Genomic DNA, 24521 nt, shown 5'->3' on the forward strand with positions numbered 1-24521 from the left:
CCGTGGCCGGTCCGCCGACCACGCTCCACTGTAGAGACTGTTGTGACCGACTCTCCGTTCCCGCTTGAACCCACCGCCGCCGAGGCCCAGGCCGCCATCGCCGAGGAATTCGGCTTCTTCGGCGACTGGTCCGAGCGCTACCAGTATCTGATCGACCTCGGCCGTAAGCTGCCCGCCTTCCCGGACGAATGGAAGACCGAAGAGCACCGCCTGCTCGGCTGCCAGTCGATGGTCTGGATCGTGCCGGAAGGCAATGCGCAGTCGCTGCGCTTCCACGCCATCAGTGATTCGGCCATCGTTTCCGGCCTGATCTTCCTGGCCCTGCGCGTGTACTCCGGGCGCTCGGCGCAGGAGATCCTGGATACCGAGCCCAGCTACATCCAGGACATCGGTCTGGCCCGCCACCTCTCGCCCACCCGCAGCAACGGCGTGGCGGCGATGCTGGCCTTCATCCGCGAGACCGCGCAGGCCCAGCTGCAGCGCGACCCGTCGTGAGCGAACCCGCCACGGCCGAAGACACCGCGCTGGGGCTGCTGTCCCGGCCCGGTTTCGCCAAGCTGCTGGCCTACCGCATCTTCGCGATGCTGTCCTACCAGGTGGTCGCGGTCACCGTCGGCTGGCACATCTACGAAGTCACCCGCAATCCCTTCTCGCTGGGCCTGGTTGGCCTGGCCGAGGTGCTGCCGTTCTTCTGCGTCGCACCGTTCGCCGGCTATCTGGTCGACCACCTGCCGCGCCGCCGGCTCGGCATGGTCGCCTGCTCCGGGTTGATCGCCACCGCGCTGGTGTTGACCGGCGTGGCCAAGGGCTGGCTGCCGTTCGAAGGCGTGTGGCCGATCTATGCGGCCATTGCGCTGACCGGCATGGTCCGCGCCTTCCTGTCGCCGATCTACAACGCACTGTTCGCCCGCGTGCTGGCCCGTGACCAGTTCGCGCGTGGCGCTGGCCTCGGCGCCGTGGTGTTCCAGGCCGGCATGGTGGCCGGTCCGGCATTGGGTGGCGTGCTGGTCGGCTTCGGAGGCAAGGGCCTGTCCTACGCGGTGGCCACGGGCTTCGCGCTGGTGGCGATGGCCTGCCTGGCCACGCTGAAGGTGGAAGAACCGGTGCATACCGGTCCAGCCGCCCCGATCTTCAAGAGCATCGCTGAAGGCGCGCGCTTCGTGGTCGGCAACCGGATCATGGTCGGGGCGATGGCGCTGGACATGTTCTCGGTGCTGCTGGGCGGCGTGGTGGCGATGCTGCCGGCGTTCCTGCACGAGATCCTGCACCACGGTCCGGAAGGCCTGGGCATCCTGCGCGCGATGCCGGCGCTGGGCTCGGTCTGCGTTGGCCTGTGGCTGGCGCGCCACCCGCTGCACCGCAATGCCGGCCGCGTGCTGCTGTTCGCGGTGGCCGGCTTCGGCCTGTGCGTGATCAGCTTCGGGCTGTCGCAGCACTTCTGGCTGTCCGCGCTGATCCTGTTGTTCTATGGGGCCTTCGATGGCGTGTCGGTGGTGATCCGCTCGACCATCCTGCAGCTGGCCACGCCGGAAGAGATGCGCGGGCGGGTGTCGTCGATCAACGGCATCTTCATCAGTTCGTCCAACGAACTGGGCGCGTTCTATGCCGGCACGATGGCAAAGCTGCTCGGCCTGGTGCCGGCAGTGGTGCTGGGTGGGTTCGCGGTGCTGAGCGTGGCCGGGATCACGGCGTGGAAGAACCCGACGTTGCGGAAGCTGAATCTTCGCGACCTGCAATAGAGCGGATTTCCGCGCGCCCACGCGCCGGTAGCGCCGGGCCATGCCCGGCGGGCTCTTTCCGTGACCGCGGTGGGGTGTCGCTTTTCTTTTCGCGCGAAAAGAAAAGTAACCAAAAGAAACGCGCCGCCATCCGCGAGCCGGCGCTACGCGCCGGTGCCCTGTACTCCTCGGTGAATCAGGGGACGGCGCCGAACTCGCTGCGCTCAAACAGCGGCGCCTCTTCGCCCCTGAATCCCCTGTGGTGCTCGGCTCGCTACAAGGCGGACCCAACAGCCGCGAGCGCACGCATGACCGCCCTTGGTAGAGCCAAGCCATGCTTGGCTGCTTTTGCTTTTGCTCTTCTTTGCCCGCGCCTTCGACCCGAGCCGGGCACGGGCTAGGCTTTACAGCAACCGCGCACACAGGCTCCCTCCTATACCCGGAAGGCCCCGTTCTACCCAGCCAACCACACCCAACAAAAAACCCGGCCGAGGCCGGGTTTTTCGCATGACCAGACAACGATCAGGAATCAGTCGCCCTGCTGCTTCTGCAGGTGCTCCCAGCGCTCCTGGGCGTCGATGGTGCGTTCGGCGGTCAGGCGCGCTTCCAGGCGCTCCAGGCCGATTTCTTCGCCGGTGTCGACGCAGTAACCATAGTCGCCCGCTTCCAGGCGCTTGAGGGTGCTGTCGATCTTGCCGATCAGCTTGCGATAGCGGTCGCGGGTACGCAGTTCCAGCGAGTTCTCGGTCTCGCGGGTCGCGCGCTCGGCTTCGTCGCCGATGTCACGCACTTCCTCGCGCAGGTTCTCGATGGTCTGCTTGGACTCTTCCACCAGGTCCGCGCGCCAGTTCTGCAGGCGCTGACGGAAATACTCCTGCTGCAGCGGGCTCATGTATTCCTCTTCCGAGGACGGCTTGTAGCCAGCCGGCAGGATCGGGCGGCCGGTGGCCTCGTCGGTCTTGTACTCGACCACCTTGTACTTGCTGCGCGGGGCCGGTGCCGCCGAGCGGGCGGCGACGGCCACGGCAACCTTGCCGACAGGGCGCGACACGGTCTTCGGGGCGGAATCGGATTTCACGGCGGTTTTGGCAGGCGATTTCGAAACGGGCACGGGATTCTTGGATTGCGGGGCCTTCGAAGCAGCAGGAGCGGCGGCCGGGGCCGGCTTGGGGGCCGGTTGGGCTGCTGCCACTGCCACGGTCTTGGCCGGGACAGGCTTGGCCGGAGCCGGCTTGGGGGCAGGCTTCGGTGCGGACTTCACTACGGGGGCCGGGGTCGGCTTTGCGGCCGGCGCGGCAACATTCTTGGTGACTTTCTTTACAGCGGCAGGCGTGGCCACCGGTTTAGCCGCAGCAACCTTCTTCGCTGCAGGTTTGGCGACCGGCTTGGCCGCAGCCTTCTTCACCGCCGCCTTCGGCGCCGGCTTGGCTGCTGCCTTCTTCGCCACCGGCTTGGCGGCGGCCTTCTTCACCGGCGCGGCCTTGCTGGCGGCTTTCTTCACCACCGGCGCCTTCTTGCTGGCAGCAGCAGGCTTGGCCTTGGCGGGCGCAGCAGCCTTCTTCGCCACCGGCTTGGTTGCCTTGACCGGCGTTTTCTTTGCGGTGGCCTTCCTGGCCGCCGGTTGCGAGGACGCTGCCTTGGTCGCCGGCTTGCTGGCCGGTTTCCTGGCAACGGGCTTTGCCGCCAACTTCTTCACAACAGGCTTGGCGGTTTTCTTGGCGGCCGTTGCGGCCTTCTTTGCAGTTTTTTTAGCAGCCACGAAACGCTCTTCCTTGGATTCCCCGGGGCCCGGGAAAGCGGGCCTTTATAGCCTACCCGACCCGCAGCAGCAACCTCGACCCCCTGCTCCATTCAGTCCTGGAGTCAAGGCGCCCTTGGAGGCAGTCCGACGAACACGGACCGCCTTGCGCGGTACGGAACCTGGCCAGCACCCGAAGGTACTGGTACCGGTCGCAGGCCATCGGCGACATGCGACCAACGGCCCATCCTGCACAAATGCGGCCTTCATGCCAACTGGCATAAGATGACTGGGTGATCTCGCGCCTGCTCATTGCCCTGCTGCGCTTCTACAAGCGCTTCATCAGCCCCCTGCTGGGGCCACGCTGCCGTTTCGTGCCGAGCTGTTCTGAATACGCGATGGACGCCATCTCGCGGCACGGCCCGCTGCGCGGAAGCTGGCTGGCTGCGCGCCGGCTGGGCCGCTGCCACCCGTTCCATCCCGGCGGCTTCGATCCCGTGCCCGAGTCCCCCAACGCCCCCTCTTGCCGTTGCACAGGAAAACACTGACATGTCCTCCACCCTCATCACCAACGCCCGCATGGTCAACGAAGGCCGCACCTTCGACGGCGACCTGCGCATCGAGAACGGCCGCATCGCGCAGATCGGCAACGGGCTGGCGCCGCGCGACGGCGAGCAGGTGGTGGACGCAGCCGGACGCTGGTTGCTGCCTGGCATGATCGACGACCAGGTGCACTTCCGCGAACCGGGCCTGACCCACAAGGGCGACATCGCCAGCGAATCGGCGGCTGCGGTGGCCGGTGGCCTGACCAGCTTCATGGACATGCCGAACACCAATCCGCCGACGCTGGATTCGACCATCCTGGAAGCCAAATACGAGCTCGCGCGCGGCCGCGCCTGGGCCAACTACGGCTTCTACCACGGCGCCAGCAATGACAACCTGGACGCCATCCGTGCGCTGGACCCGAAGAAGGCCCCGGGCGTGAAGGTGTTCATGGGCGCCTCCACCGGCAACATGCTGGTAGACAATCCGGAAACGCTGGACGCGATCTTCCGCGAATGCCCGACGCCGATCATCACGCACTGCGAAGACACGCCGATGATCGACGCCAACCTGAAGGCCTTCCAGGAGAAATACGGCGACGCGCTGACCCCGGACATGCATCCGGACATCCGCTCGCGCGAGGCCTGCATCAAGTCGACCCGCCTGGCGATGTCGCTGGCGCGCAAGCACGGCACCCGCCTGCATGTGCTGCACATCTCCACCGCCGATGAGCTGGCGCTGTTCGAGAAGGGTCCGCTGATCCGCGCCGACGGCAGCCGCAAGCAGATCACCGCCGAAACCTGCGTGCACTTCCTGCACTTCGCGCGTCCGGACTATGCGACCAAGGGCAACCTGATCAAGTGCAACCCGGCGATCAAGGAAGTGTCCGACCGCGAGGCGATCACCGCCGCGCTGGCCGATGACGTGCTGGACGTCCTGGCCACCGACCACGCGCCGCACACCTGGGAAGAGAAGCAGAAGCCCTACGCACAGGCGCCGTCGGGCCTGCCGCTGGTGCAGTACGCGCTGGTGGCCGCGCTGGAACGCGTGCACGAAGGCAAGCTGACCCGCGAGCAGGTGGTGCAGAAGTTCGCGCATGCGCCGGCACAGCTGTTCGACGTGGAAGAACGTGGCTTCCTGCGCGAGGGTTACTTCGCCGATCTGGTGCTGGTCGAGGAGGTGCCGTTCACGGTCAAGCGCGAGGACGTGCTGTCCAAGTGCGGCTGGTCGCCGTTTGAAGGCACGACCTTCCGTTCGCGCGTGGCCTCCACCTGGGTCAATGGCCAACTGGTGTGGGACGGCAGCGAACTGGTGGGCGAGCCGGCCGGCCAGCGCATGACCTACGACCGCTGATGCGCTCCGCACTTCTGATCGGGGCGCTGCTGCTGGCCGCGCCCCTGTTCACCGCACCGTCGGCGCAGGCACAGGACGGCATCGGCAGCCTGATCGACAGCCGCGTGGTGTTCCCGGCCAGCGCATCGCAGGGCGCACTGGTGATCGGCAAGGTACCCGCCGGCAGCCGCGTGCAGTACGCCGGCCGCCAACTGCGGGTGAGCGGCTATGGCAGCGTGGTGTTCGGCATCGGCCGCGACGAGAAGGGTCCGCTGCGCGTGCAGGTGCAACGCCCTGATGGTGGCAGCGAGACCGCGACCATTGCGGTGACCCCGCGCGACTGGCCCACCGAGCGGGTCAACGGCGTGCCGCCGAAGACGGTCAACCCGCCGCCGGCGATTGCCGAGCGGATCAAGCGCGAACAAGCACAGGTGACCGCCGCGCGTGCCCGCGATGACGACCGTACCGACTTCACCCAGACCTTCATCTGGCCGGTGCAGGGCCGCATCAGCGGCCGCTTCGGCAACGCACGCGTGTACAACGGACAGCCCGGCGCAGGTCATTCCGGCATGGACATCGCGGTACCGACCGGCACGCCGGTGAAGGCGCCGGCCGCCGGCATCGTCACCTTCGCCGGCCCCGACCTGTACTTGACCGGCGGCACGCTGCTGCTCGACCACGGTTTCGGTGTCAGCTCCAACTTCCTGCACCTGTCGCGCATCGACGTAAAAGTTGGCGACCGTGTGGAACAGGGCCAGGTGATCGCTGCGGTCGGCGCAACCGGTCGTGCCACCGGCCCGCACCTGCACTGGGGCATGAACTGGTTCGATACCCGTATCGATCCGTTACTGGTGCTGGAACGGAAGTAACGCGCGACGAACGGCCGCCGGGCATGGCCCGGCGAGCGCAGCGGCATCAGCCGCGCGCGGCCCACCACACGCGCAGCAGCGTGCGTACCGGCGTGGCTTCGATCGGCTTGCCTGCCGCCTGCGCGGCAACGCGTGCACGCGCCAGGCTGGACCACACGCGGCGCGGGCGCGGGCCGGGCACGCGGCTGCCCCAGCCCTTCAACAGATGCTGCGCCCAGCGCTGTGCGGCCGTGCTGGCATCACCGTCCAGCAGGCTGCGCGGCACACCGGCTGCGCCGGCATCCTGCAGGCGCTGGGCCAGAGTCTGCAGCTGCACTGCGCGACCGGCGCCAGCTCGCGGCTTGTCCGCGAACAGGGCTGCCTCCACCGCGGCCACGGCCTCTGCGTAGTTCGCCAGCGCGCGCTCGGCGCCGGCCGCATCCAGCGCGACCGTGCGCGCTTCAACCAGATCCGGAAGCGCTTCGGCCAGTTGTGCCCACGGCGCACGCACCGGCTCCAGCAGGCGGCCCAGCGGATGGCGCGAACGATGCGCGGCCCAGCTGCGCAGCTCCTCGCCCCACCACGCCAGCTTGGCGTCGGCCGGCAACGGGTCGCCGCTGGTGTTGAGCATGTCGTCGAATTCCTGCAGCAGCGCGAACCACGCCACCGCAAGCTCGCGTTGCGATTCGGCCACGAACGGGGCGGCCACCGACCATTCCGGCCAACGGCTGCGCCACTTGTCGAGGAAACTGTCCAGCGCGGTACTGCTCACTACGTGATTCCTTACGGCTGGGCCGGGGCTGCCGGCCGGGTCGGCCAGAGGCTGGCCAGTTGCAGAAGTTCGGCGTTCTCGACCAGCACGTCGGCCTGCCAGGCCAGCGGATCGTCGCTGTGCAGGCGATAGCCCCACAACGCCGCCACCGACGGCATGGCCGCGGCACGCGCGGCGATGATGTCGCGCTCGTCGTCACCCACGTACACGCAGTCTTCGGCGGCAATGCCGATGGCCTGCGCGGCGTGCAGCAACGGCAGCGGATGCGGCTTGCGTTCGGCCAGGCTGTCACCACCCACCAGTACCGCACAGCGCTGCTGCCAGCCGTGCTGCGGCAGGATCAAGCGCGCCAGGTATTCAGGCTTGTTGGTGACAATGCCCCACACCGTACCGGCATCGTCCAACGCGGCGAGCATGCCGGCCACGCCATCAAACAGCACTGCGTGCTGGCCGATCAATGCTTCGTAGCGCTGCAGGAATTCCGGGATCAGCGCGTCACGTGCGGCAACGTCCAGTTCCGGGAACGCAGCCGAGACCATCGCCCGCGAGCCCTTCGACACCACGGGGCGCAGCGCGGCCGGATCGATGGGTGCGCGTCCACGCTCGGCCAGCATCGCGTCGCAGGTGGCGACGAAGTCGGGCGCGCTGTCCAGCAGGGTGCCGTCCAGATCGAACAGCACCGCGCGCGGGAAGCGGGCCGCGGTCATGCCGGCTTGACCGCGTAGGCCAGGTAGTTGATGTCGGTACGGCTGCTCAGGCGGGCCTGGTTGCGCCAGGGCTCGTAGGCCATGCCGCTAACATCCACCAGCTGCATGTCGGCCTCGCGCAGCCAGCGCGCCAGCTCGGCAGGCTTGATGAATTCCTGGTAGTGGTGCGTGCCCTTGGGCAGCAGCCGCGCCACGTACTCGGCGCCGACGATCGCCACCGCGAAGGCGGCGGCGGTGCGGTTGATGGTCGACAGGAACAGGTGGCCGCCCGGCTTCAGCAGGCGCTTGCAGGCCTCGATGATCGCGCCCGGGTCGGGCACGTGTTCGAGCATTTCCATGCAGGTGACCACATCGAAGCTGCCCGGCTGCTCGGCGGCCAGATCTTCGGCAGCCTGCACCCGGTAATCGACCTTGGCGCCGCTTTCCAGCGCATGCAGGCGCGCGACCTTGACCAGTTCCGGGGCCAGGTCGATGGCGGTGACGTCAGCACCGGCCTGGGCCAGCGCTTCACTCAACAGGCCGCCACCACAACCGATGTCGAGCACGCGCGCACCGCGCAGCGGCACGCGATCGGCCACGTACTGCAGGCGCACCGGGTTCAGCGCATGCAGCGGCTTCTGCGGGCCGTCAGCGTCCCACCAGCGGTTGGCCAGCGCGGCGAACTTGTCCAGCTCGGCCTGATCGAAATTGGAGGAAGCGTGGGGGGCAGTCATGAGGGGTCCTTGCGGCGCCGGGGTTCAGGCGCGGATATGACGGATGCGCTCGCGCCACTGGCGCGCGTTGGCGATGATGCCCGGCAGGTCCATGCCGACCAGCTCGCGCTGCACCAGCTTCGGCTTGCCGGCAATCCAGACGTCGCTGACCTGCTGACGGCCGGTGGCGTACACCAGCTGCGACAGGACGTTGTGCAGTGGCTGGGTTTCCAGCGCGGACAGGTCGACGCAGACCAGATCGGCCTGCTTGCCGACTTCGATGGAACCGATGCGGTCGCCGAAGCCCAGTGCGCGGGCGCCACCCAGGGTGGAGGCGCGCAGCGTGGTCGCCGCATCGAGCGCGGTCGCATCGTCGGCCACGGCCTTGGCCAGGATCGCCGCGGTGCGGTTCTCGCTGAACATGTCCAGGTCGTTGTTGCTGGCGCAGCCATCGGTGCCGATCGCCAGGTTCACGCCGGCGCGCTGCAGGGCGCAGGCCGGGCAGAAACCGGAGGCCAGCTTCAGGTTCGATTCCGGGCAGTGCACCACGCTGACGCCACGTTCGGCGCACAGGTGGATTTCCGCATCGGTCAGCTGGGTCATGTGCACCGCGATCAGGCGGTCGTTGACCAGGCCGAGCCGATCCAGCCGCGCCAGCGGGCGCTGGCCGTGCAGCTTGATCGAATCGTTGATCTCCTGCGCGGTCTCGTGGGTGTGCAGGTGCACCTGCATGTCGAGCTGGTCGGACAGCATCCGCACCCGCTCGAAGTTGGCATCGTTGACCGTGTAGGGCGCATGCGGCGCGAACGCGGTGCCGATCAGCGGATCGGTGCGCCACTGGTCGTGCAGTTCACCGGCCTTGGCGAAGTATTCGTCATCGGTCTTGGCCCAGGCGGTGGGGAAATCGATGATGACCGCGCCCACCAGCGCGCGGAAACCGTGCTTCTTGTAGACCGCGGCCTGCACGTCGCCGAAGAAGTAGTTCTCGTTGGCACAGGTGGTACCGCCGCGCAGCATCTCGGCGATGGCCAGAGTGGTGCCGTCGGCAACGAATTCGGGGCCGATCACCGCCGCTTCCACCGGCCAGATGTGCTGCTGCAGCCAGGTCATCAGCGGCAGGTCGTCGGCGACGCCGCGCAGCAGCGTCATCGGGTTGTGCGTGTGCGCATTGACCAGGCCCGGCATCAGGGCAGCCTCGGGGCGGCTCACCACCTGGGTGGCGCGGAACCGCGCGCGCGCCTCGGCACGCGGCAGGATGGCCACGATTTCACTGCCACGCACGGCAACGGCATGGTCTTCCAGCACCACCGCGTGCGGCTCGATCGGAACGACGTAACCGGCTTCGATGAGCAGGTCGCAGGCTTCGGGGAGGTGCGGGCTATCGCTCATGCGGGCTCACTGGCTGTGGGGCGAGATACTTCTGGGGGACACGCCCCTGAGTCAGGGGCTGCCGCGAAGCGGCGGGGTCTGGAGACTCGTGAAGCGGGGCCCATGATCTGCCGAAGCAGATCATGGGAGCGCCAGCGCGGATGCGATGGCGCGTACCCGGCCAGCGGCCGGCACTACCGTAATCCGGCTGCGCCGGATTACTTGACGCGTGCGGAGTATTCGCCCGAACGGGTGTCGACGCGGATCACTTCGTCCTGGTTCACGAACAGCGGCACGCGGACCACGGCGCCGGTTTCCAGGGTGGCCGGCTTGCCGCCGCCGCCCGAGGTGTCGCCACGGACGCCCGGATCGGTTTCGGTGATCTTCAGCTCGACGAAGTTCGGCGGCTGCACGAAGATCGGCTCACCGTTCCACAGGGTGACCACGCAGGACTCCTCGCCCTTCAGCCACTTCTCGGCGCCGCCCATGCCGGCCTTGGTGGCCTGGACCTGCTCGAAGGATTCCGGGTCCATGAAGTGCCAGTACTCGCCGTCGCTGTACATGAAGTTCATGTCGGTATCGACGACGTCGGCTGCATCCAGCGAGTCGGTCGACTTCATGGTCACTTCCTGGGTACGGCCGTCCTTGATCAGGCGGTACTTCACGCGGGTGAAGGCCTGGCCCTTGCCCGGCTTGACGTATTCGGTGTCGATGATGACGGCCGGTTGGTTGTTGACCAGGATCTTCATCCCGTTCTTGACGTCGTTCATGCCGTAGCTGGCCATGCGTAAACTCCTGAGTGGCAAAAACGCCGCGGGTGCGGCGAGCCGTTAGAATGGAAAGCCCACCGGATGCCGGTGGGCGACTGTTTTTCTGCCCCCATGATAACCGCAGGCCCACTCTCCATGCAGCTTTCCGCCTTCCCACGGCCCCAGTCGCCAGGTGCGCCCGCGCGCTGGCAGCAGCTCTGGCGCCAGGCGCTGCGCGACCCGCACGCCCTGCTGGCCCGGCTGCAGCTGGACCCCGCCGCGCTGGGCGTCTCGGAGGCGGCCATGGCCCAGTTCGCGCTGCGCGTGCCCGAGGGCTTCGTGGCCCGCATGCGCCCCGGCGATGCGGCCGACCCGCTGCTGCGCCAGGTGCTGCCGATCGACGCGGAAATGCACCCGGCGCCCGGGTTCAGCTTCGATGCGGTGGGCGATGGCGCCGCCAAGAAGGCCACCGGCGTCATCCAGAAGTACCGTGGCCGCGCCCTGCTGGTCGCCACCGGCAGCTGCGCGATCAACTGCCGCTACTGCTTCCGCCGCCACTTCGACTATGGCGCGGAGAACGCCGCCAAGGGCGGCTGGCAGGAGGCCGTAGCCGCCATCGCGGCCGATCCGGACATCGACGAGGTGATCCTGTCCGGCGGTGACCCGCTGTCGCTGGCCACGCACAAACTGGTGGAACTGACCGACGCCCTGCGCCAGATACCGCACATCCGCCGCCTGCGCATCCATACCCGGCTGCCGATCGTGCTGCCGGAACGCGTGGACGATGAACTGGTCTCCTGGCTGGGCAGCCTGCCCTGGCCACTGGCAATCGTGGTCCACGCCAACCATGCCAATGAATTCGACGCCAGCGTGGACGCGGCCATGGCGCGCCTGCGTGGCACCGGTGCGCAACTGCTGAACCAGGCGGTGTTGCTGCGCGGGGTCAACGACAGCGTGCAGGCCCTGCAGGACCTGAGCGAGCGCAGCTTTGCTGCTGGCGTGCTGCCCTATTACCTGCACCAGCTGGACCGGGTCGAGGGCGTGGCCCACTTCGAAGTGGACGACACCCAGGCCAAGGCGCTGATTGCCGGCCTGACCGCACGCCTGTCCGGCTACCTGATCCCCAAGCTGGTGCGCGAACTGCCCGGCGACCCAAGCAAGCGCCCGCTGTAACAAAAAAGGGGACGGAGGGAATTAAGTCGCTTATGCATTTGCGACTTAATTCCCTCCGTCCCCTTTTTTGGGGTCAGACGCCCGATTCGATCATCCGCACCACTTCGGTCGCGGTCACCGGGTGGCTCAGCCAGTAGCCCTGGCCAAGGTCGCAGCCGCGCTGCGCCAGCAGCTCGAACTGTGCCTGCTGCTCGATGCCCTCGGCCACCACGGTGATGCCCAGCGCGTGGGCCATGGCGATGATCGCCGTGGTCAGCGCAAGGTCGTCGGGATCGCGCTGCATGTCGGCAACGAAGCTCTTGTCGATCTTCACGCCGTCCACGGGCACCTGGCGCAGATGACTGAGCCCGGAGAAGCCCGTACCGAAATCGTCCAGCCACACCTTCACGCCGGTGCGGTGCAGCTTGTCCAGCAGCTGCGCGGCAACCATCTCGTCGCCGATCACGGCGGTTTCGGTCAGCTCCAGGTGCAGGCGCGACGCCGGCAGCCCGGACTCATGCAGGCACTGCGCGACCAGTGCCGGCAGTTCGCCGCCACGCAGCTGCCGCGGTGACACGTTGACCGACACGAACAGCTCATCGCCCGCTGCCCCGCGCGGCCACTGCGAGGCCTCCATGCAGGCCGCACGCAGCACCTTCGGGCCGATGATCTCGATCAGGCCACTCTGCTCGGCCACCTCGATGAACACCGAGGGCGGGATCGTGCCCAGGGTCGGATGCTGCCAGCGCAGCAGTACTTCAACGCCGACCATGCGGCGGTCGCGCATGCGGAAGATCGGCTGGTAGGCCAGGCGCAGCTCACCGCGCTCCCAGGCGCCGCGCAGCTCCTGTTCCATATGCACGCGACGCTCGACCGCATGGTCCATCGCCCGGCTGTAATAGCGATAGCAGTTCTTGCCGGCCATCTTCGCCTGGTACATGGCGATGTCGCCGTTCTTCAGCAGCGTGGTCGCATCAGCAGCATCGTCGGGGAACAGGGTCACGCCGATCGAGGTGCCCAGGAACAGTTCCCTGCCCTGCACCACCAGCGGCTTGCCCAGCTCGCGCACCAGCACTTCGGCCAGCAGCCGCGCGTTGGCGGCCACGTCGCCATCTCCGACCAGGATCACGAACTCGTCGCCGCCGAAGCGGGCCAGCAGGGCTTCATCGCCCCCGGCCTCGGTGACCGCGCGGCCGATACGCTGGGCGAACTGCAGCAATGCCTCATCGCCGGCCTCGTGGCCAAGGGTGTCATTGACCCGCTTGAAATCGTCGATATCGGCGAACAGAAGGCCCAGCCGGTGATTGGCGGCACGGGCCGCCATCAACCGATGATCAAGCGCCTCGCGGAATGCCAGCCGGTTGGTCAGCCCGGTCAGCGCGTCGGTATAGGCCATGCGCCGCACTTCGCGGTCATGGCGTGCGATCGCATCGCGCATCCGGGCGAAACCGCGGACCAGTTCGCCGACCTCGTCGTCGCGGGTGTTCTCGGCCAGGGGTGTCTGGTAGTCACCGGCCTCGATGCGGCGGGCGGCGACGGCAAGATCACGGATCGGCGCGACCAGGGTGCGCTGCACGTACAGGATCACCACCACGCCGATCACCACCAGCAGGCCCAGCATCAGCAGCAGCCAGCCCAGGTGACGGCTGCCAACCTGCTGCAGGCGCTCGCCCAGGGTGGCGTTGGCCGCCTGCTCGCGCTGCTGCACCTCATCCAGCGCCATGCCGACCCGGACGCCGCCAATGCGCTGGTTGCCGATCATGATCGGCATGGCGTTGTCGAGCACCTTCGGCGATTCCTGCACGACCAGCATCTGCGCGGCCGCGGCCTTGGGTGCCAGTGGATCGGCCATCGGCTGACCGAATCCAGACACCTCGACCGAGCCATCGTGTACCAGCCGGCCGCGTTCATCGAACACCAGTACATAGCGCACCACGGGCTGGCGCGCGGTACTGCGCACCAGTACGCCCACCTGGTCCAGGTCACGGTAGTACAACGGGTTGGCCAGCGCGTCGGACAGCTCACGCGCCATCGCCTCGCCGCGGCTGCGCACGCTGCGGTCGAACAATTCATGGATGACGCCGCCGCTGAGGTTGCGCACCTCGCCCTGCATCGCGGCCTGCCGCCCCAACAACACCGCAAGGATCGCGATCACCACGACCATCGCCCCGCCCATCGCGAGCAGGAACCGGGCCTGCATCCCCGAGCCAAGCCACTTCATTCCACTTCCATCCGCACGCGCGTCAATCCTTGTTTCAATTCATCCAGCCGCTGCTGCGCATGCGCATCGACGCGGTGGAAACCGGAAGTGCCGAAAAACCGATGCAACGCCCCCTGCGCCTGCGGGTCACTGGCCGCCTGCAGCAGGACTTCCTGCAGCCGGTCACGCACCCGCGGGTCGAGGTCGGCGCGCACCATCTCCACCGCCCGCGGGTAGGGTTCGGTGCGCAGCAGCTCGCGGAAGTCGCGCCGGAATGCCGCCGGCACCCGTCGCTCGTCGTTCCAGTCCACGCTGCTCACCGCCCCCACCTCGACCACGCCCTTGTGCACGAACGTAGCGATGTTCAACTCGCTGCGCGCGAACACATACCCCACGCTGTCCCGGCCCGGCATGTCCCACGTACCCGCCAGGATCTGCGGTGACAACCCTTCCTGCAGCAGGGTCATCACCGGCACCAGGTAGGCACTGGTGGACGCCGTGTTCTGCAGCGCCAGGCGATGCCCGCGCAGGTCCTGGATCCGCTGGATTGGACTGTCGCGGCGCACGAAGAACACGGTCTGGTACTCACGCACGCCGTTGCGCTCGGTCAGCAGCAGCGGCCGCGCGCCACTGCGCTGGCCCAGCGCCACCGCCGTGCCCGACGTTTCCGTGACCCAGTCGACCCGCCCCCGCCGCAGATAGCTGGCCATCTGCTGCGGGTCGCGCGCCATCAGGATCCGCCCCTCCTTGATGCCGACGTCATGCATGCGTGCCACCACATAGTCCAGCAACGGCTGCAGCTGCTCGTAATGGGCCTTGGGATCATCGCTGATCCGGCCCAGCACCAGCACCGGGTCCGGTGCTGCATGCACCGTCCCGGCCAGCAGGATCATGACCAGGCTCAGCAGTCCCCTCTGCACTGCCCTTCGCAGACCCGACACAGGCTTCATCCCCCCTGGGTATCCGGACAGACTACCCGAAAAAATGAGAACGTCGTCAGCTGTCCTTGCTGCCCGCTTGTGCCAGTCGCGCCATGCGCTGGGTGTCGGCCAGGATGCCGCGCAGCAGGCGCACTTCCTGCTCGCTCGGCTCGCTGCGCAGGAACAGGCGGCGCAGCTTGCGCATCGCCGATTCCGGCGCGCGGCCCTTGTGGAAATCGATCTCGTCCAACGTGTCGCCGAGCTGGGCGAAGAAGCTCTCCATCTGCTCGTGGCTGGCCGCCTGTTCGCGGAAACCCGGTTCGGCATCGGCAGCCGGCTGCGCGCCCAGCAGCTGCATGCGCGTTTCATAGGCCAGCACCTGCACCGCGGCAGCCAGGTTGAGCGAGCTGAACTCCGGGTCGGACGGGATATGCACCGCCGCATGGCAGAGCTGCAGCTCCTCGTTGGTCAGGCCGGTGCGCTCACGGCCGAACACCAGCGCCACCTCGGCCCCTTCGCCGGCCTTGGCCACCGCACGGGCGGCGGCATCGGCCGGCAGGTACTCCTCCAGCTGGACGCGGCGGGCACGGGCGGTGCAGCCCAGCACCAGGCGGCAATCAGCCACGGCCTCGGCCAGGGTGGCCACCACCGGGGCGTCCCCCAGCACGTCTTCGGCACCGGCCGAGCGGCGGAAAGCCTCCTCGTCCAGTGGTTTTTCGGGGGCGACCAGCACCAGGCGGGCCAGGCCCATGGTCTTCAGGGCACGGGCGGCAGCGCCCATGTTGCCGGGATGCTGGGTACCGACCAGGACGAATCGGAGGCGGGTGGCGGCGGGAAACTGGGACATGAACAGGGAAAAGGTCGAGCTGGACGATGACCAATGGTAAACTGTGCGGCCGGCCACTGCGCCGGACCCGCTCTTTTCCCCCGCCAGTCCATCTCTTCTGCCTTTCCGGGAGCCCACGCCATGCAGAAACCCGCCGTAACCGTCATGGTCAAGGCCGCCCGCCTCGCCGGCAACGTCCTGTTGCGCAACATCAACAAGCTCGAGGCACTGAACGTGGTGCAGAAGGGCCGGATGGACTACGCCAGCGAAGTGGATGCGGACGCGGAAAAGGTCATCGTCAAGGAACTCAAGCGCGCTTACCCGGACTACGGCATCTTCGGCGAAGAAGGTGGCGTGCAGGGCGAGCGCCGCCAGATGTGGGTCATCGACCCGCTGGACGGCACCAGCAATTACCTGCGCGGCGTGCCGCACTACTGCGTGTCGATCGCCCTGGTCGAGAACGGCGAGCCGACCGATGCGGTCATCTTCGACCCGCTGCGCAATGAACTGTTCACCGCCAGCCGTGGCGCCGGCGCCGTGCTGAACGACCGCCGCATCCGCGTGGCCGAACGCAAGGATCTGGAAGGCACCATGATCCACACCGGCTTCGCGCCGCGTGAGCGCAACCGCGCCAGCGCCCAGCTGAAGGCGGTCGACGCCCTGCTGGTGCACGGCGAAGACATCCGCCGCACCGGCTCGGCGGCACTGGACCTGGCCTACGTGGCCTGTGGCCGCGCTGATGCCTACTTCGAAGCCGGCGTGAAGGCGTGGGACATCGCTGCCGGCCTGCTGCTGGTCCGCGAGGCCGGTGGCAAGGTCTGCGACTTCAAGGGCGCGACCCTGGGCCGCATGGACAACCGCGGCCCGGAGACTCACCAGATCGTCGCCGGCAACCTGAAGGTGGCCGAGTCGCTGCAGAAGGTGCTGGTGAACACCGGCTACGCCGCCGAGTTCGACGCCAAGTTCTAAGCGTCCCGGCAACGCGGCTCACTGAAACGGCACCTGCGAGGGTGCCGTTTTCGTTTGTGCGCACGGAGATTCGTTTCCGCGACCGCGGAGGGGTATCACTTTCTTTGCGCGCAAAGAAAGTAACCAAAGAAACGCTCCGCCGGCCGCGAGCCGACGTGCTTCGCACGCCGGTGCCCTGCGCTCCTCGGTCCGTCGAGGGACGGTGCGGGAACTCGCTGCGCTCAGACACCCGCACCTCTTCGCCCTCGTCGGACCTGCGGTGCTCGGCTCGCTTGAAGGCGGACTGGAAGGTCAAGATCAAGGGCAAGGGCAAGGGCAAGGGCAAGGGCAACAGCATCCATGCATGGCGTGCATCTACCGGGTGCAGCTGTGGCATTTGACCTTGAGTCCGCCTTGAGCGAGCCGAGCATCGCAGGGGAATCAGGGGCGAAGAGGCGCCGATGTTTGAGCGAAGCGAGTTCGGCGCCGCCCCCTGATTCGCCGAGAAGCGCAGGGAACCGATGCGCAGCATCGGATCGCGCCCCGGCGGCGTGTTTCTTTGGTTACTTTCTTTGCACGAGCAAAGAAAGTGACACCCCTCCGCGGTCGCGGAAATGACTCTCGCCGGGTCATGGACGGCGCCGCCAATGCGTCGGCGCACAAACAAAAACGCCCGGCGCGAGGCCAGGCGTTCCTGCACTACCGTGGAAGTACGGAGGCTTACGCCACCGTCGACGCCCGCAGCGCGGCGATGCGCTCTTCCAGCGGCGGGTGGCTCATGAACAGCTTCTTCGCCGTCGAACCGGCAATACCGAACGCCGCAATCTGGGTCGGCAGCGTGCTCTGGCCGTGGTTGAGCTGCAGGCGTTCCAGCGCGGCGATCATCTTCTGGCGGCCGGCCAGCGAGGCACCGCCTGCGTCGGCGCGGAACTCGCGATGGCGCGAGAACCACATCGAGATCATGGTGGCGAACAGGCCGAACACCATCTCCAGCACGAACACGATGATGTAGTAGGCGAAGCCACGACCGCCACCTTCGCGGTTGCCCGACAGTGCGCTGTCGATGATGCCGCCGACCACGCGGGCCAGCACGATCACGAAGGTGTTCAGCACACCCTGCAGCAGGGCCATGGTGATCATGTCACCGTTAGCGACGTGGGCGATCTCGTGGCCCAGCACCGCTTCGGCCTCGTCTTCGCTCATGTTGTGCAGCAGGCCGGTGGACACCGCGACCAGCGCATTGTTGCGGTTGGCACCGGTGGCGAAGGCATTGATCTCCGGACCTTCATACACGGCCACTTCGGGCATGCCGATGCCGGCCGCCTTGGCCTGGCGCTCGACGGTAGCCAGCAGCCAGCGCTCGGTCTGGTTGCGCGGCTCGGTGATCACCACCGCACCGGTGGAGCGCTTGGCCATCCACTTGGACAGCAGCAGCGAGATGAAGGAACCACCGAAGCCGAAGATGCCGGCCATGACCAGCAGGCCACTCATCGAGCGCGAGTCCACGCCCAGGAGGGACATCACGATGCTGGCCAGGATCAGCACCGCAAGGTTGGTCGCTAGAAAGAGGGCAATACGGGTGAACATGGGAAATTCCGGCTCGGAAGGGGTCGATATCGATCAATTTGCGGTGCGGTCAGCTTGAATTCAAGCGCCAACCTGACCGACGATTCAGCCAGCATGACCTCCCCCATTCCCTGCGGCCGTTTCGCCCCTTCGCCGACCGGCCTGCTCCACCCCGGATCCCTGCTCGCCGCCTTCGGCAGCTGGCTGCTCGCCCGCCATCACGGCGGCCTGTGGCGGCTGCGCGTCGAAGACGTCGACCCGCCGCGCACCGTGCCCGGTGCGGCGGAATCACAGCTGCAGGCGCTGGCCGCGTTCGGCCTGGGCCACGATGGCCCGATACTCTGGCAGAGCACGCGCGGCGAGGCTTACCAGGCCGCGCTGGATGAACTGCTCGCCAGCGACCAGGCCTTTGTCTGCCACTGCAGCCGCAGCGACCTTGCCGCCAGCGGCGGCATCCATCACCGCTGCGTCGCCCGGCAACCACGACCGGACCCGGCCGTCCGCTTCCGCGTGCCGCCCGGCAGCCTTGTGCACTTCGACGATGGCCTGCGCGGCCCGCAGCAGCAGGACGTGCATGCCGAGGTCGGCGACTTCGTGCTGCGCCGCGCCGATGGCTGCTGGGCCTACCAGCTGGCGGTGGTGGTCGATGACGCCGCGCAGGGGGTGACCGAAGTGGTGCGCGGTGCCGACCTGCTCGACTCCACCGCACGGCAGATCCTGCTGCAGCAGGCGCTGGGTCTGGCGGTGCCGCGCTACTGGCACCTGCCGCTGCTGCTGGATACGCCGGGCCACAAGCTGTCCAAGTCACTGGCGGCGCTGCCGGTGGACAGCGCACGCCCGCTGCCGGTGCTGCGCCAGCTCTGGCAGCTGCTCGGCCAAGCCCCTGAGGCGCTGGCGCAAGCACACGATCTGGACGCGCTGCTGGCTACCGCTCGGCGGGCCTTCGACCCGGCGCGGTTGCCGCGTAGCGACATCCTGTTGCCGGCCGGCGCACTTTCCGCGCCGATGTTGCAGAATCACCCTTCCCCCACCTGATACCCGGACAGCACTCCATGACATCTCGCGTCGCACTGGTCACCGGCGGAACCGGCGGCATCGGCACCGCCATCTGCCAACGCCTGGCCGACCAGGGCCACCGGGTCGCCACCAACTACCGCGACGAGGCCAAGGCCCGCGCCTGGCAGCAGGCGATGACCGAACGCGGCTACAGCGTGTCGATCTTCCCGGGCGATGTCTCCGATCCGGACAGCGCCGAAGCGCTGGTGCGCGCCGTCGAGACCGAACTGGGTCCGGTCGAGATCCTGGTCAACAACGCCGGCATCACCCGCGATACCACCTTCCACCGCATGCGCGCGGACCAGTGGCACGATGTGATCAACACCAATCTCAATTCGGTGTTCAACGTCACCCGTCCGGTCATCGAGGGCATGCGCCGCCGCGGCTGGGGCCGGGTCATCCAGATCAGCTCGATCAACGGCCTGAAGGGCCAGTACGGTCAGGCCAACTACGCGGCGGCCAAGGCCGGCATGCACGGCTTCACCATCTCGCTGGCCCGCGAGAACGCCGGTTTCGGCATCACCGTTAATACCATTTCGCCCGGCTACGTCGCTACCGACATGGTGATGGCGGTGCCGGAGGAGGTGCGTGCCAAGATCATCGCCGACATCCCCACCGGACGCCTGGGCAAGCCGGAGGAAATCGCCTACGGCGTCTCGTTCCTGGTCGCCGATGAAGCCTCGTGGATCACCGGTAGCAACCTGGACATCAACGGCGGCCACCATATGGGTTGGTAAGCCGCGCAGCGGGCCATCGCGGCGAACGCCGCCGGCCCCTGCCAAGAGTCATGCTGCGCAGCACGCAAACCCTTGTTGCGCAACATGATCGCCCCTGAAAGCCAAGCCTGGCGGGGGCTGAGGCGGTTGCAACGGCTGCTGCACTGCGCCATGCTGCGCGTCTACTGTGACGAGTACCGCTTCATGGCTGCGACCCGCATCATCAAGAAGTATCCGAACCGCCGTCTCTACGACACCGAGATCTCCAGCTACATCACCATCGAGGACGTGCGCCAGCTGATCCTGGACGGTGAAGACTTCGAAGTCCGCGACGCCAAGAGCGGCGACGACCTCACGCGATCGGTCCTGCTGCAGATCATCGCCGACCAGGAACAGGACGGCGAACCGATGCTGTCCACCCAGCTGCTGAGCCAGCTGATCCGCTTCTACGGCGATTCCCTGCAGGGCTTCATGGGTAACTACCTGGAGCGCAGCATGCAGGTCTTCCTCGACCAGCAGCAGCAGTTCCGCCAGCAGATGGGCAACCTGCTGGGGCAGACCCCGTGGGCGATGATGAACCAGCTGACCGAGCGCAACCTGGAGTTGTGGCAGGAATTCCAGCGCAACATGGGCACCGGCTTCGGTGGCCCGCGTCCGGGCGGCACCGGAACGGGAACCGGCGCAGGTACCGGCAACAAGCCGAACGAACCGGGCACCGGTACCGGCGGCAAGACCCGCCGCTGAGCTGCAGCATCGGCTGATACGAAAACGGCGCGCCCCTGGCGCGCCGTTTTGTTTGGCATCGCGCCAACGATACGTCAGCGTTTCGCCTTGCACCCCGTGCATACGCGCTCGACCTTGTAACCCTTCGCCTTCAGCTTCTCGACCACGCCGTCGTTGCCCAGCAGGTGCAGCGTGCCCACCACCACCAGCGTACCGCCCTGCCCTGCCTGCAGGTACGGCAGCAGCTTCGGCACCCAGGCGTCATTGCGGCCGGTATTGATGCGCTGATACAGCTGCGGATACTGCTGGCGCATTTCCGCCGCCATCCGGGTCCACAGCACGCGCTCGTCACCGCGGCGCCAGGCGTCGTGCAGCTGGCGTGCCTGCTCGTCGGCCTTGCCGGCCTGGTCCAGCGCTTCGGCCAGCATCTGCCGCTGTTCCTGCAGCGTCATTCCGTCGAGCATGCCGATCTGGGTGTCGATGTCTTCCAGTCCCGCAGTCTTGCGCCCGGTCTTCTGCGCACGCTCCATGAAGTGACGGTCCAGGCCCAGTGCCGGGTCCAGGCCCAGCTTCTGCATCTGCCCGACCGAAATGCTCAGGCCGACAAACCACGGCTTCATCCCCTGCATCTGCGCCAGCGGCAGCTTGTTTTCGGTGGCGAACACCTGCAGCTTCTGCCAGGTCGCAGCATCCAGATCGCGCTTGAGCTCGCTGCCATCGGTGCGGACCGCGGCCTGCACCATGCGGCTGGCCAACTGTGGTGACTGCATGTCTTCCGGCGACAGTTCGAACACGACCCGCTGCGAGGCTTCGAACGCCTGTTCGACATCGGACGACAACGGGTAGTCCTGCGGCTTCAGCAGGTGGAAGGAACCGAGCAGGTAGAGGCGCGAATCGCCCGGGCCGGTCACTTTCCACAGCAACGGCACCGGCGGCTTGGCCGCCGCTGCGCCAGCGGTATCGGCTTGCACGGTACGCGCTGCAACCAGCGGTGCCAGCGCACAGGCCGCCAACAGAACGGTGGCACGCAACAGGGATCTGATCGGCATATCAGCCTTCTCCTTCAGGCAGGTGGTACGCCTTCTCGCCCGCTTCCACACGCAGGTCCAACCGGTTTTCCGGTGGCGCCAACGGGCAGGTCGCGTAAGCGGTGAACGCACACGGTGGGTTGTAGGCATGGTTGAAATCGATGCGCACGGTGCCATCGGCAGCGGGGGCATCGGTATCCAGATAGCGACCGGCCGGATAGCTGCCACGGCCACTGGTGCGATCGGCAAAGATCAGGAACAGCGGCTGCCCCGGCGCACCGATCGCCTCCAACCGCCAGCTGCGGCCATCGCGCTGGAACTCGACCGCGCCGGCATTGGGCATTTCGGTGGTCAGGCCGGTGATGTCGACGATGGGCAGGGTCTTGCCCGGCGGGTGCGCGATGAAGCGCGCCTGCACCTGCCAGTCCGGGCCGCCCGGCCAGTACTCCAGCCCACCGAAATCGCGACGTGCCGGCGCATCGGCGTGCTTGACCCGCAGCGCATCGCGCGGACCGCGGCGGATGATGCTGAGCTGTCCCTTGCCACCATCGAAGGCCAGCAGCGTCGGCTGCGGATCCTTGTCGGTGTCGACACGGATGCGGCCGCGCACCGGCTGCCCGTCCTGGCTGACGTCAACGCCGGCCTCCGGTGTGAACCACCATTGGCTGCCTTCGCGGCGCAGCAGGCCCAGCTTGTCCGGGCCGACCGCCAGGCGGATGCCATTGGTCGCGCCGCTGCCGACGAAGTGGGATTTGTTCTGCAGCCAGTGCAGGCCAACCAGTGCCGTCCAACCATCCGGCCGGGTCAGGTCCTGATAGCGTGCCACCCGCCACTGCTGCTGCTCGGCGGCATAGGACGGATCCTCCGCGGCCGAAGCCGGTGCCGGCGGCGTCGCCGGGCTGCAGGCGGCCAACACCAAAGCAGCCAGCAGGCCGCCCATTCCCCGATAACGCATCGATGCTCCCCTCAACGTCCGCGCAGGAACCAGCGGTCGATCTCCGCCAGCGAAAAACGGGCCCAGGTCGGTCGGCCGTGATTGCACTGGCCCGATCGTTCGGTGATTTCCATGTCGCGCAGCAGCGCGTTCATTTCCGGCACGGTCAGCCGTCGGTTGGCACGCACCGCGCCATGGCAGGCCATGGTCGACAGCAGCTCATCGCGCGCACTTGCCACACGCCGGCTCTGGCCGTGTTCGCGCAGGTCGGTCAGCACGTCGCGCAGCAGCCCTTCCGGTTCGGCATGCGCCAGCAGCGCCGGAATGCTGCGCACGTGCAGCGAACCGGGGCCGGCACGGGTCACTTCGAAGCCGAGTGCGGCCAGCGTTTCGGCTTCGCTTTCGGCGGTGTCGGCCTCGCGCTCGCCCACCGCCAGCGTGATCGGCACCAGCAACGGCTGCGACTGCAGGCCGATGCCATCGTGCGCGTTCTTCAGCCGCTCGTAGCCGATGCGCTCGTGCGCCGCATGCATGTCGACCACGATCAGGCCTTCGGCGTTCTCGGCCAGGATGTAGATGCCATGCAGCTGCGCAATCGCGTAGCCCAGCGGCGGCACGCCGGCATCGGCACTGGTGACCGGCAGTCCGTTCTCGGTCGGCATCGACGGCAACGCAGCACCGCGCTCGGCGCCGGCCGGTGCGGCATACAGCGCGGCATAGGCAGCCGGAGCATCGGCAACCTGCAGCCCCAGTGGCTGTTGCGGGCGCCAGCCTGAGAATCCGCCACCACCACCACCGGAGCCAGCGCCGGGTGCGGGACCGCGCACCAGTCCGAAACCGGAGGCGCCCGCGGTTGATGCCACCGGTGCAGCGGCCGCATCCACCGGATGCACGGCGCCAGCACCGATCTCCTGCGCCGACATGCCGGCACGGGTATCGGCCAGGGCATCCTTCAGCGTGCGGTAGACAAAATCATGCACCAGCCGCGAATCACGGAAACGCACCTCGTGCTTGGCCGGGTGCACGTTGACGTCGACGCGGGTCGGGTCGAGCTCAAGGAACAACACATAGGCCGGCTGGCGGCCGTGGTACAGCACGTCGCCGTAAGCCATCTTCACCGCGTGGGCGACGCTGCGGTCGCGCACCGAACGGCCGTTGACGTACAGATACTGCTGGTCGGCGCTCGCGCGCGAGTAATGCGGCTGCGCGATCCAGCCATGCAGGCGCAGGCCGGCACCACTGTGGTCGACGCGCACGGCCTGGTTGGCGAAATCCTCGCCCAGCGTTTCGGCCAATCGCGCATCGGAATACAGATCGCCCGGCTTGTAGCGGCGCGAGGCCTTGCCGTTGTGCGAGACGCGCAGTTCGACATCCGGCCGCGCCAGCGCCAGCGAGCGCAGCCATTCTTCGATATGGCCCAGCTCGGTGCGCTCGGCGCGCAGGAACTTGCGCCGCGCCGGTACGTTGTAGAACAGCTCACGCACTTCCACCGTGGTGCCCGGCGCATGCGCGCGCGGGGTCACTTCGCCGATCTTGCCGCCTTCGATCTGCAGCGCCGAACCGTGTTCGTCATGTGCGCGGCGCGAGGACAGGGTGAAACGGCTGACCGAGGCGATCGACGGCAGCGCTTCGCCACGGAAACCGAGCGTGGCCACCGATTCAAGGTCGTCCAGATCGGCGATCTTGCTGGTGGCGTGGCGTGAAACCGCCAGTGGCAGCTGTTCCGGTGCGATGCCACTGCCGTTGTCGCGGATACGGATCAGGCGCACGCCGCCCTCTTCAAGATCGATATCAACGCGGCTGGCACCGGCATCGATCGCGTTCTCGACCAGTTCCTTGACCACCGACGCAGGACGTTCGACCACTTCGCCGGCGGCGATCTGGTTGATGAGGATCTCCGGCAACGGCCGGATCGGGCGCGGATGGGTAGCAGACGTCATGCGGGGATGATAACGGAGCGGCCGAGGGTAGAGTCGAGATCCTAT

Annotated in this window: 23 protein-coding genes; 10 read left to right on the forward strand and 13 right to left on the reverse strand. The window is 67.4% G+C overall.

Annotated elements, in window-relative coordinates:
* Positions 1-42 precede the first annotated feature (42 nt).
* Both MG068_RS14185 and MG068_RS14190 read left to right on the forward strand, forming a co-directional pair.
* Complete coding sequence (locus MG068_RS14185; RefSeq protein ID WP_049435092.1) at positions 43-495, forward strand: SufE family protein; 453 nt, start codon at positions 43-45, stop codon at positions 493-495.
* The gene (locus MG068_RS14190; RefSeq protein ID WP_032129395.1) at positions 492-1739 is read left to right on the forward strand and encodes an MFS transporter; all 1248 of its coding nucleotides are present in this window, start codon (positions 492-494) and stop codon (positions 1737-1739) included. Before MG068_RS14185 ends, MG068_RS14190 begins: the two co-directional genes overlap by 4 nt.
* 508 nt (positions 1740-2247) lie before the next feature.
* Here MG068_RS14190 and dksA read toward each other — a convergent pair.
* Entirely contained in the window at positions 2248-3477 is a 1230-nt protein-coding gene (gene dksA, locus MG068_RS14195) for an RNA polymerase-binding protein DksA (RefSeq protein WP_107432038.1), read from the reverse strand.
* Positions 3478-3749: 272 nt separating this feature from the next.
* On the opposite strand from dksA, the gene yidD reads away from it, so the two are divergent.
* The 3 genes from yidD to MG068_RS14210 are packed head-to-tail and all read left to right on the forward strand — an operon-like array spanning position 3750 to position 6200.
* Positions 3750-4004, forward strand: a complete 255-nt coding sequence (gene yidD / locus MG068_RS14200) for a membrane protein insertion efficiency factor YidD (protein ID WP_014037867.1) — start codon at positions 3750-3752, stop codon at positions 4002-4004.
* A 1-nt stretch (position 4005) separates the two neighbouring features.
* The gene (locus MG068_RS14205; RefSeq protein ID WP_132810509.1) at positions 4006-5352 is read left to right on the forward strand and encodes a dihydroorotase; all 1347 of its coding nucleotides are present in this window, start codon (positions 4006-4008) and stop codon (positions 5350-5352) included.
* Positions 5352-6200, forward strand: coding sequence for a M23 family metallopeptidase (locus MG068_RS14210; protein ID WP_049401255.1), 849 nt, complete (start codon positions 5352-5354; stop codon positions 6198-6200). The genes MG068_RS14205 and MG068_RS14210 overlap by 1 nt, the downstream gene beginning before the upstream one ends.
* Before the next feature lie 46 nt (positions 6201-6246).
* Here MG068_RS14210 and MG068_RS14215 read toward each other — a convergent pair whose 3' ends face one another.
* The 5 genes from MG068_RS14215 to efp all read right to left on the reverse strand — a co-directional run bounded on the left by MG068_RS14215 (position 6247) and on the right by efp (position 10503).
* Positions 6247-6951, reverse strand: coding sequence for an isoprenoid biosynthesis enzyme family protein (locus MG068_RS14215; RefSeq protein ID WP_132810511.1), 705 nt, complete (start codon positions 6949-6951; stop codon positions 6247-6249).
* Between the two features lie 11 nt (positions 6952-6962).
* Entirely contained in the window at positions 6963-7658 is a 696-nt protein-coding gene (locus MG068_RS14220; RefSeq protein ID WP_110712927.1) for a phosphoglycolate phosphatase, read from the reverse strand.
* Positions 7655-8371 carry a bifunctional 2-polyprenyl-6-hydroxyphenol methylase/3-demethylubiquinol 3-O-methyltransferase UbiG gene (ubiG, locus tag MG068_RS14225; protein ID WP_049401248.1) on the reverse strand — a complete coding sequence of 239 codons (717 nt, stop codon included), beginning with the start codon at positions 8369-8371 and terminating at the stop codon, positions 7655-7657. Before ubiG ends, MG068_RS14220 begins: the two co-directional genes overlap by 4 nt.
* Before the next feature lie 24 nt (positions 8372-8395).
* Positions 8396-9739, reverse strand: a complete 1344-nt coding sequence (locus tag MG068_RS14230) for a TRZ/ATZ family hydrolase (protein ID WP_014037873.1) — start codon at positions 9737-9739, stop codon at positions 8396-8398.
* 197 nt (positions 9740-9936) lie between these two features.
* The gene (efp, locus tag MG068_RS14235) at positions 9937-10503 is read right to left on the reverse strand and encodes an elongation factor P (protein ID WP_005410381.1); all 567 of its coding nucleotides are present in this window, start codon (positions 10501-10503) and stop codon (positions 9937-9939) included.
* Positions 10504-10599: 96 nt separating this feature from the next.
* On the opposite strand from efp, the gene epmB reads away from it, so the two are divergent.
* The gene (gene epmB, locus MG068_RS14240) at positions 10600-11640 is read left to right on the forward strand and encodes an EF-P beta-lysylation protein EpmB (protein WP_132810512.1); all 1041 of its coding nucleotides are present in this window, start codon (positions 10600-10602) and stop codon (positions 11638-11640) included.
* Positions 11641-11713: 73 nt separating this feature from the next.
* On the opposite strand, the gene MG068_RS14245 is transcribed toward epmB, so the two are convergent.
* The 3 genes from MG068_RS14245 to MG068_RS14255 all read right to left on the reverse strand — a co-directional run bounded on the left by MG068_RS14245 (position 11714) and on the right by MG068_RS14255 (position 15586).
* Positions 11714-13840, reverse strand: a complete 2127-nt coding sequence (locus MG068_RS14245; protein ID WP_132810513.1) for a putative bifunctional diguanylate cyclase/phosphodiesterase — start codon at positions 13838-13840, stop codon at positions 11714-11716.
* Positions 13837-14712, reverse strand: coding sequence for a phosphate/phosphite/phosphonate ABC transporter substrate-binding protein (locus MG068_RS14250; RefSeq protein WP_424143769.1), 876 nt, complete (start codon positions 14710-14712; stop codon positions 13837-13839). Before MG068_RS14250 ends, MG068_RS14245 begins: the two co-directional genes overlap by 4 nt.
* A gap of 103 nt (positions 14713-14815) precedes the next feature.
* Positions 14816-15586, reverse strand: coding sequence for an RNA methyltransferase (locus tag MG068_RS14255; RefSeq protein ID WP_005414025.1), 771 nt, complete (start codon positions 15584-15586; stop codon positions 14816-14818).
* A gap of 120 nt (positions 15587-15706) precedes the next feature.
* On the opposite strand from MG068_RS14255, the gene MG068_RS14260 reads away from it, so the two are divergent.
* On the forward strand, positions 15707-16534 hold the full coding sequence (locus MG068_RS14260; RefSeq protein ID WP_132810514.1) for an inositol monophosphatase family protein: 828 nt from the start codon (positions 15707-15709) through the stop codon (positions 16532-16534).
* Between the two features lie 699 nt (positions 16535-17233).
* Here MG068_RS14260 and htpX read toward each other — a convergent pair.
* Positions 17234-18100 (reverse strand): protease HtpX, encoded by an 867-nt coding sequence (gene htpX, locus MG068_RS14265; RefSeq protein ID WP_049401243.1) that lies wholly within the window; start codon positions 18098-18100, stop codon positions 17234-17236.
* A gap of 93 nt (positions 18101-18193) precedes the next feature.
* Between htpX and gluQRS the strand changes: the two genes are divergently transcribed.
* The 3 genes from gluQRS to phaR all read left to right on the forward strand — a co-directional run bounded on the left by gluQRS (position 18194) and on the right by phaR (position 20595).
* Positions 18194-19114 carry a tRNA glutamyl-Q(34) synthetase GluQRS gene (gluQRS, locus tag MG068_RS14270; RefSeq protein ID WP_049463080.1) on the forward strand — a complete coding sequence of 307 codons (921 nt, stop codon included), beginning with the start codon at positions 18194-18196 and terminating at the stop codon, positions 19112-19114.
* Between the two features lie 17 nt (positions 19115-19131).
* The gene (gene phbB / locus MG068_RS14275) at positions 19132-19872 is read left to right on the forward strand and encodes an acetoacetyl-CoA reductase (protein ID WP_032130254.1); all 741 of its coding nucleotides are present in this window, start codon (positions 19132-19134) and stop codon (positions 19870-19872) included.
* A 183-nt stretch (positions 19873-20055) separates the two neighbouring features.
* Positions 20056-20595, forward strand: coding sequence for a polyhydroxyalkanoate synthesis repressor PhaR (gene phaR / locus MG068_RS14280; protein ID WP_032130258.1), 540 nt, complete (start codon positions 20056-20058; stop codon positions 20593-20595).
* Between the two features lie 74 nt (positions 20596-20669).
* Here phaR and MG068_RS14285 read toward each other — a convergent pair whose 3' ends face one another.
* From MG068_RS14285 to mutL, 3 genes are read right to left on the reverse strand one after another with little or no spacing between them, the layout of a single operon-like run.
* Positions 20670-21623 (reverse strand): TraB/GumN family protein, encoded by a 954-nt coding sequence (locus tag MG068_RS14285; RefSeq protein WP_132810515.1) that lies wholly within the window; start codon positions 21621-21623, stop codon positions 20670-20672.
* Position 21624: 1 nt separating this feature from the next.
* Positions 21625-22557, reverse strand: coding sequence for a DUF1684 domain-containing protein (locus tag MG068_RS14290; protein WP_132810516.1), 933 nt, complete (start codon positions 22555-22557; stop codon positions 21625-21627).
* An 11-nt stretch (positions 22558-22568) separates the two neighbouring features.
* Entirely contained in the window at positions 22569-24476 is a 1908-nt protein-coding gene (mutL, locus tag MG068_RS14295) for a DNA mismatch repair endonuclease MutL (RefSeq protein ID WP_132810517.1), read from the reverse strand.
* Between the last annotated feature and the right edge of the window lie 45 nt (positions 24477-24521).

The organism is Stenotrophomonas sp. ASS1, from assembly GCF_004346925.1.
GTDB lineage: Bacteria > Pseudomonadota > Gammaproteobacteria > Xanthomonadales > Xanthomonadaceae > Stenotrophomonas > Stenotrophomonas maltophilia_A.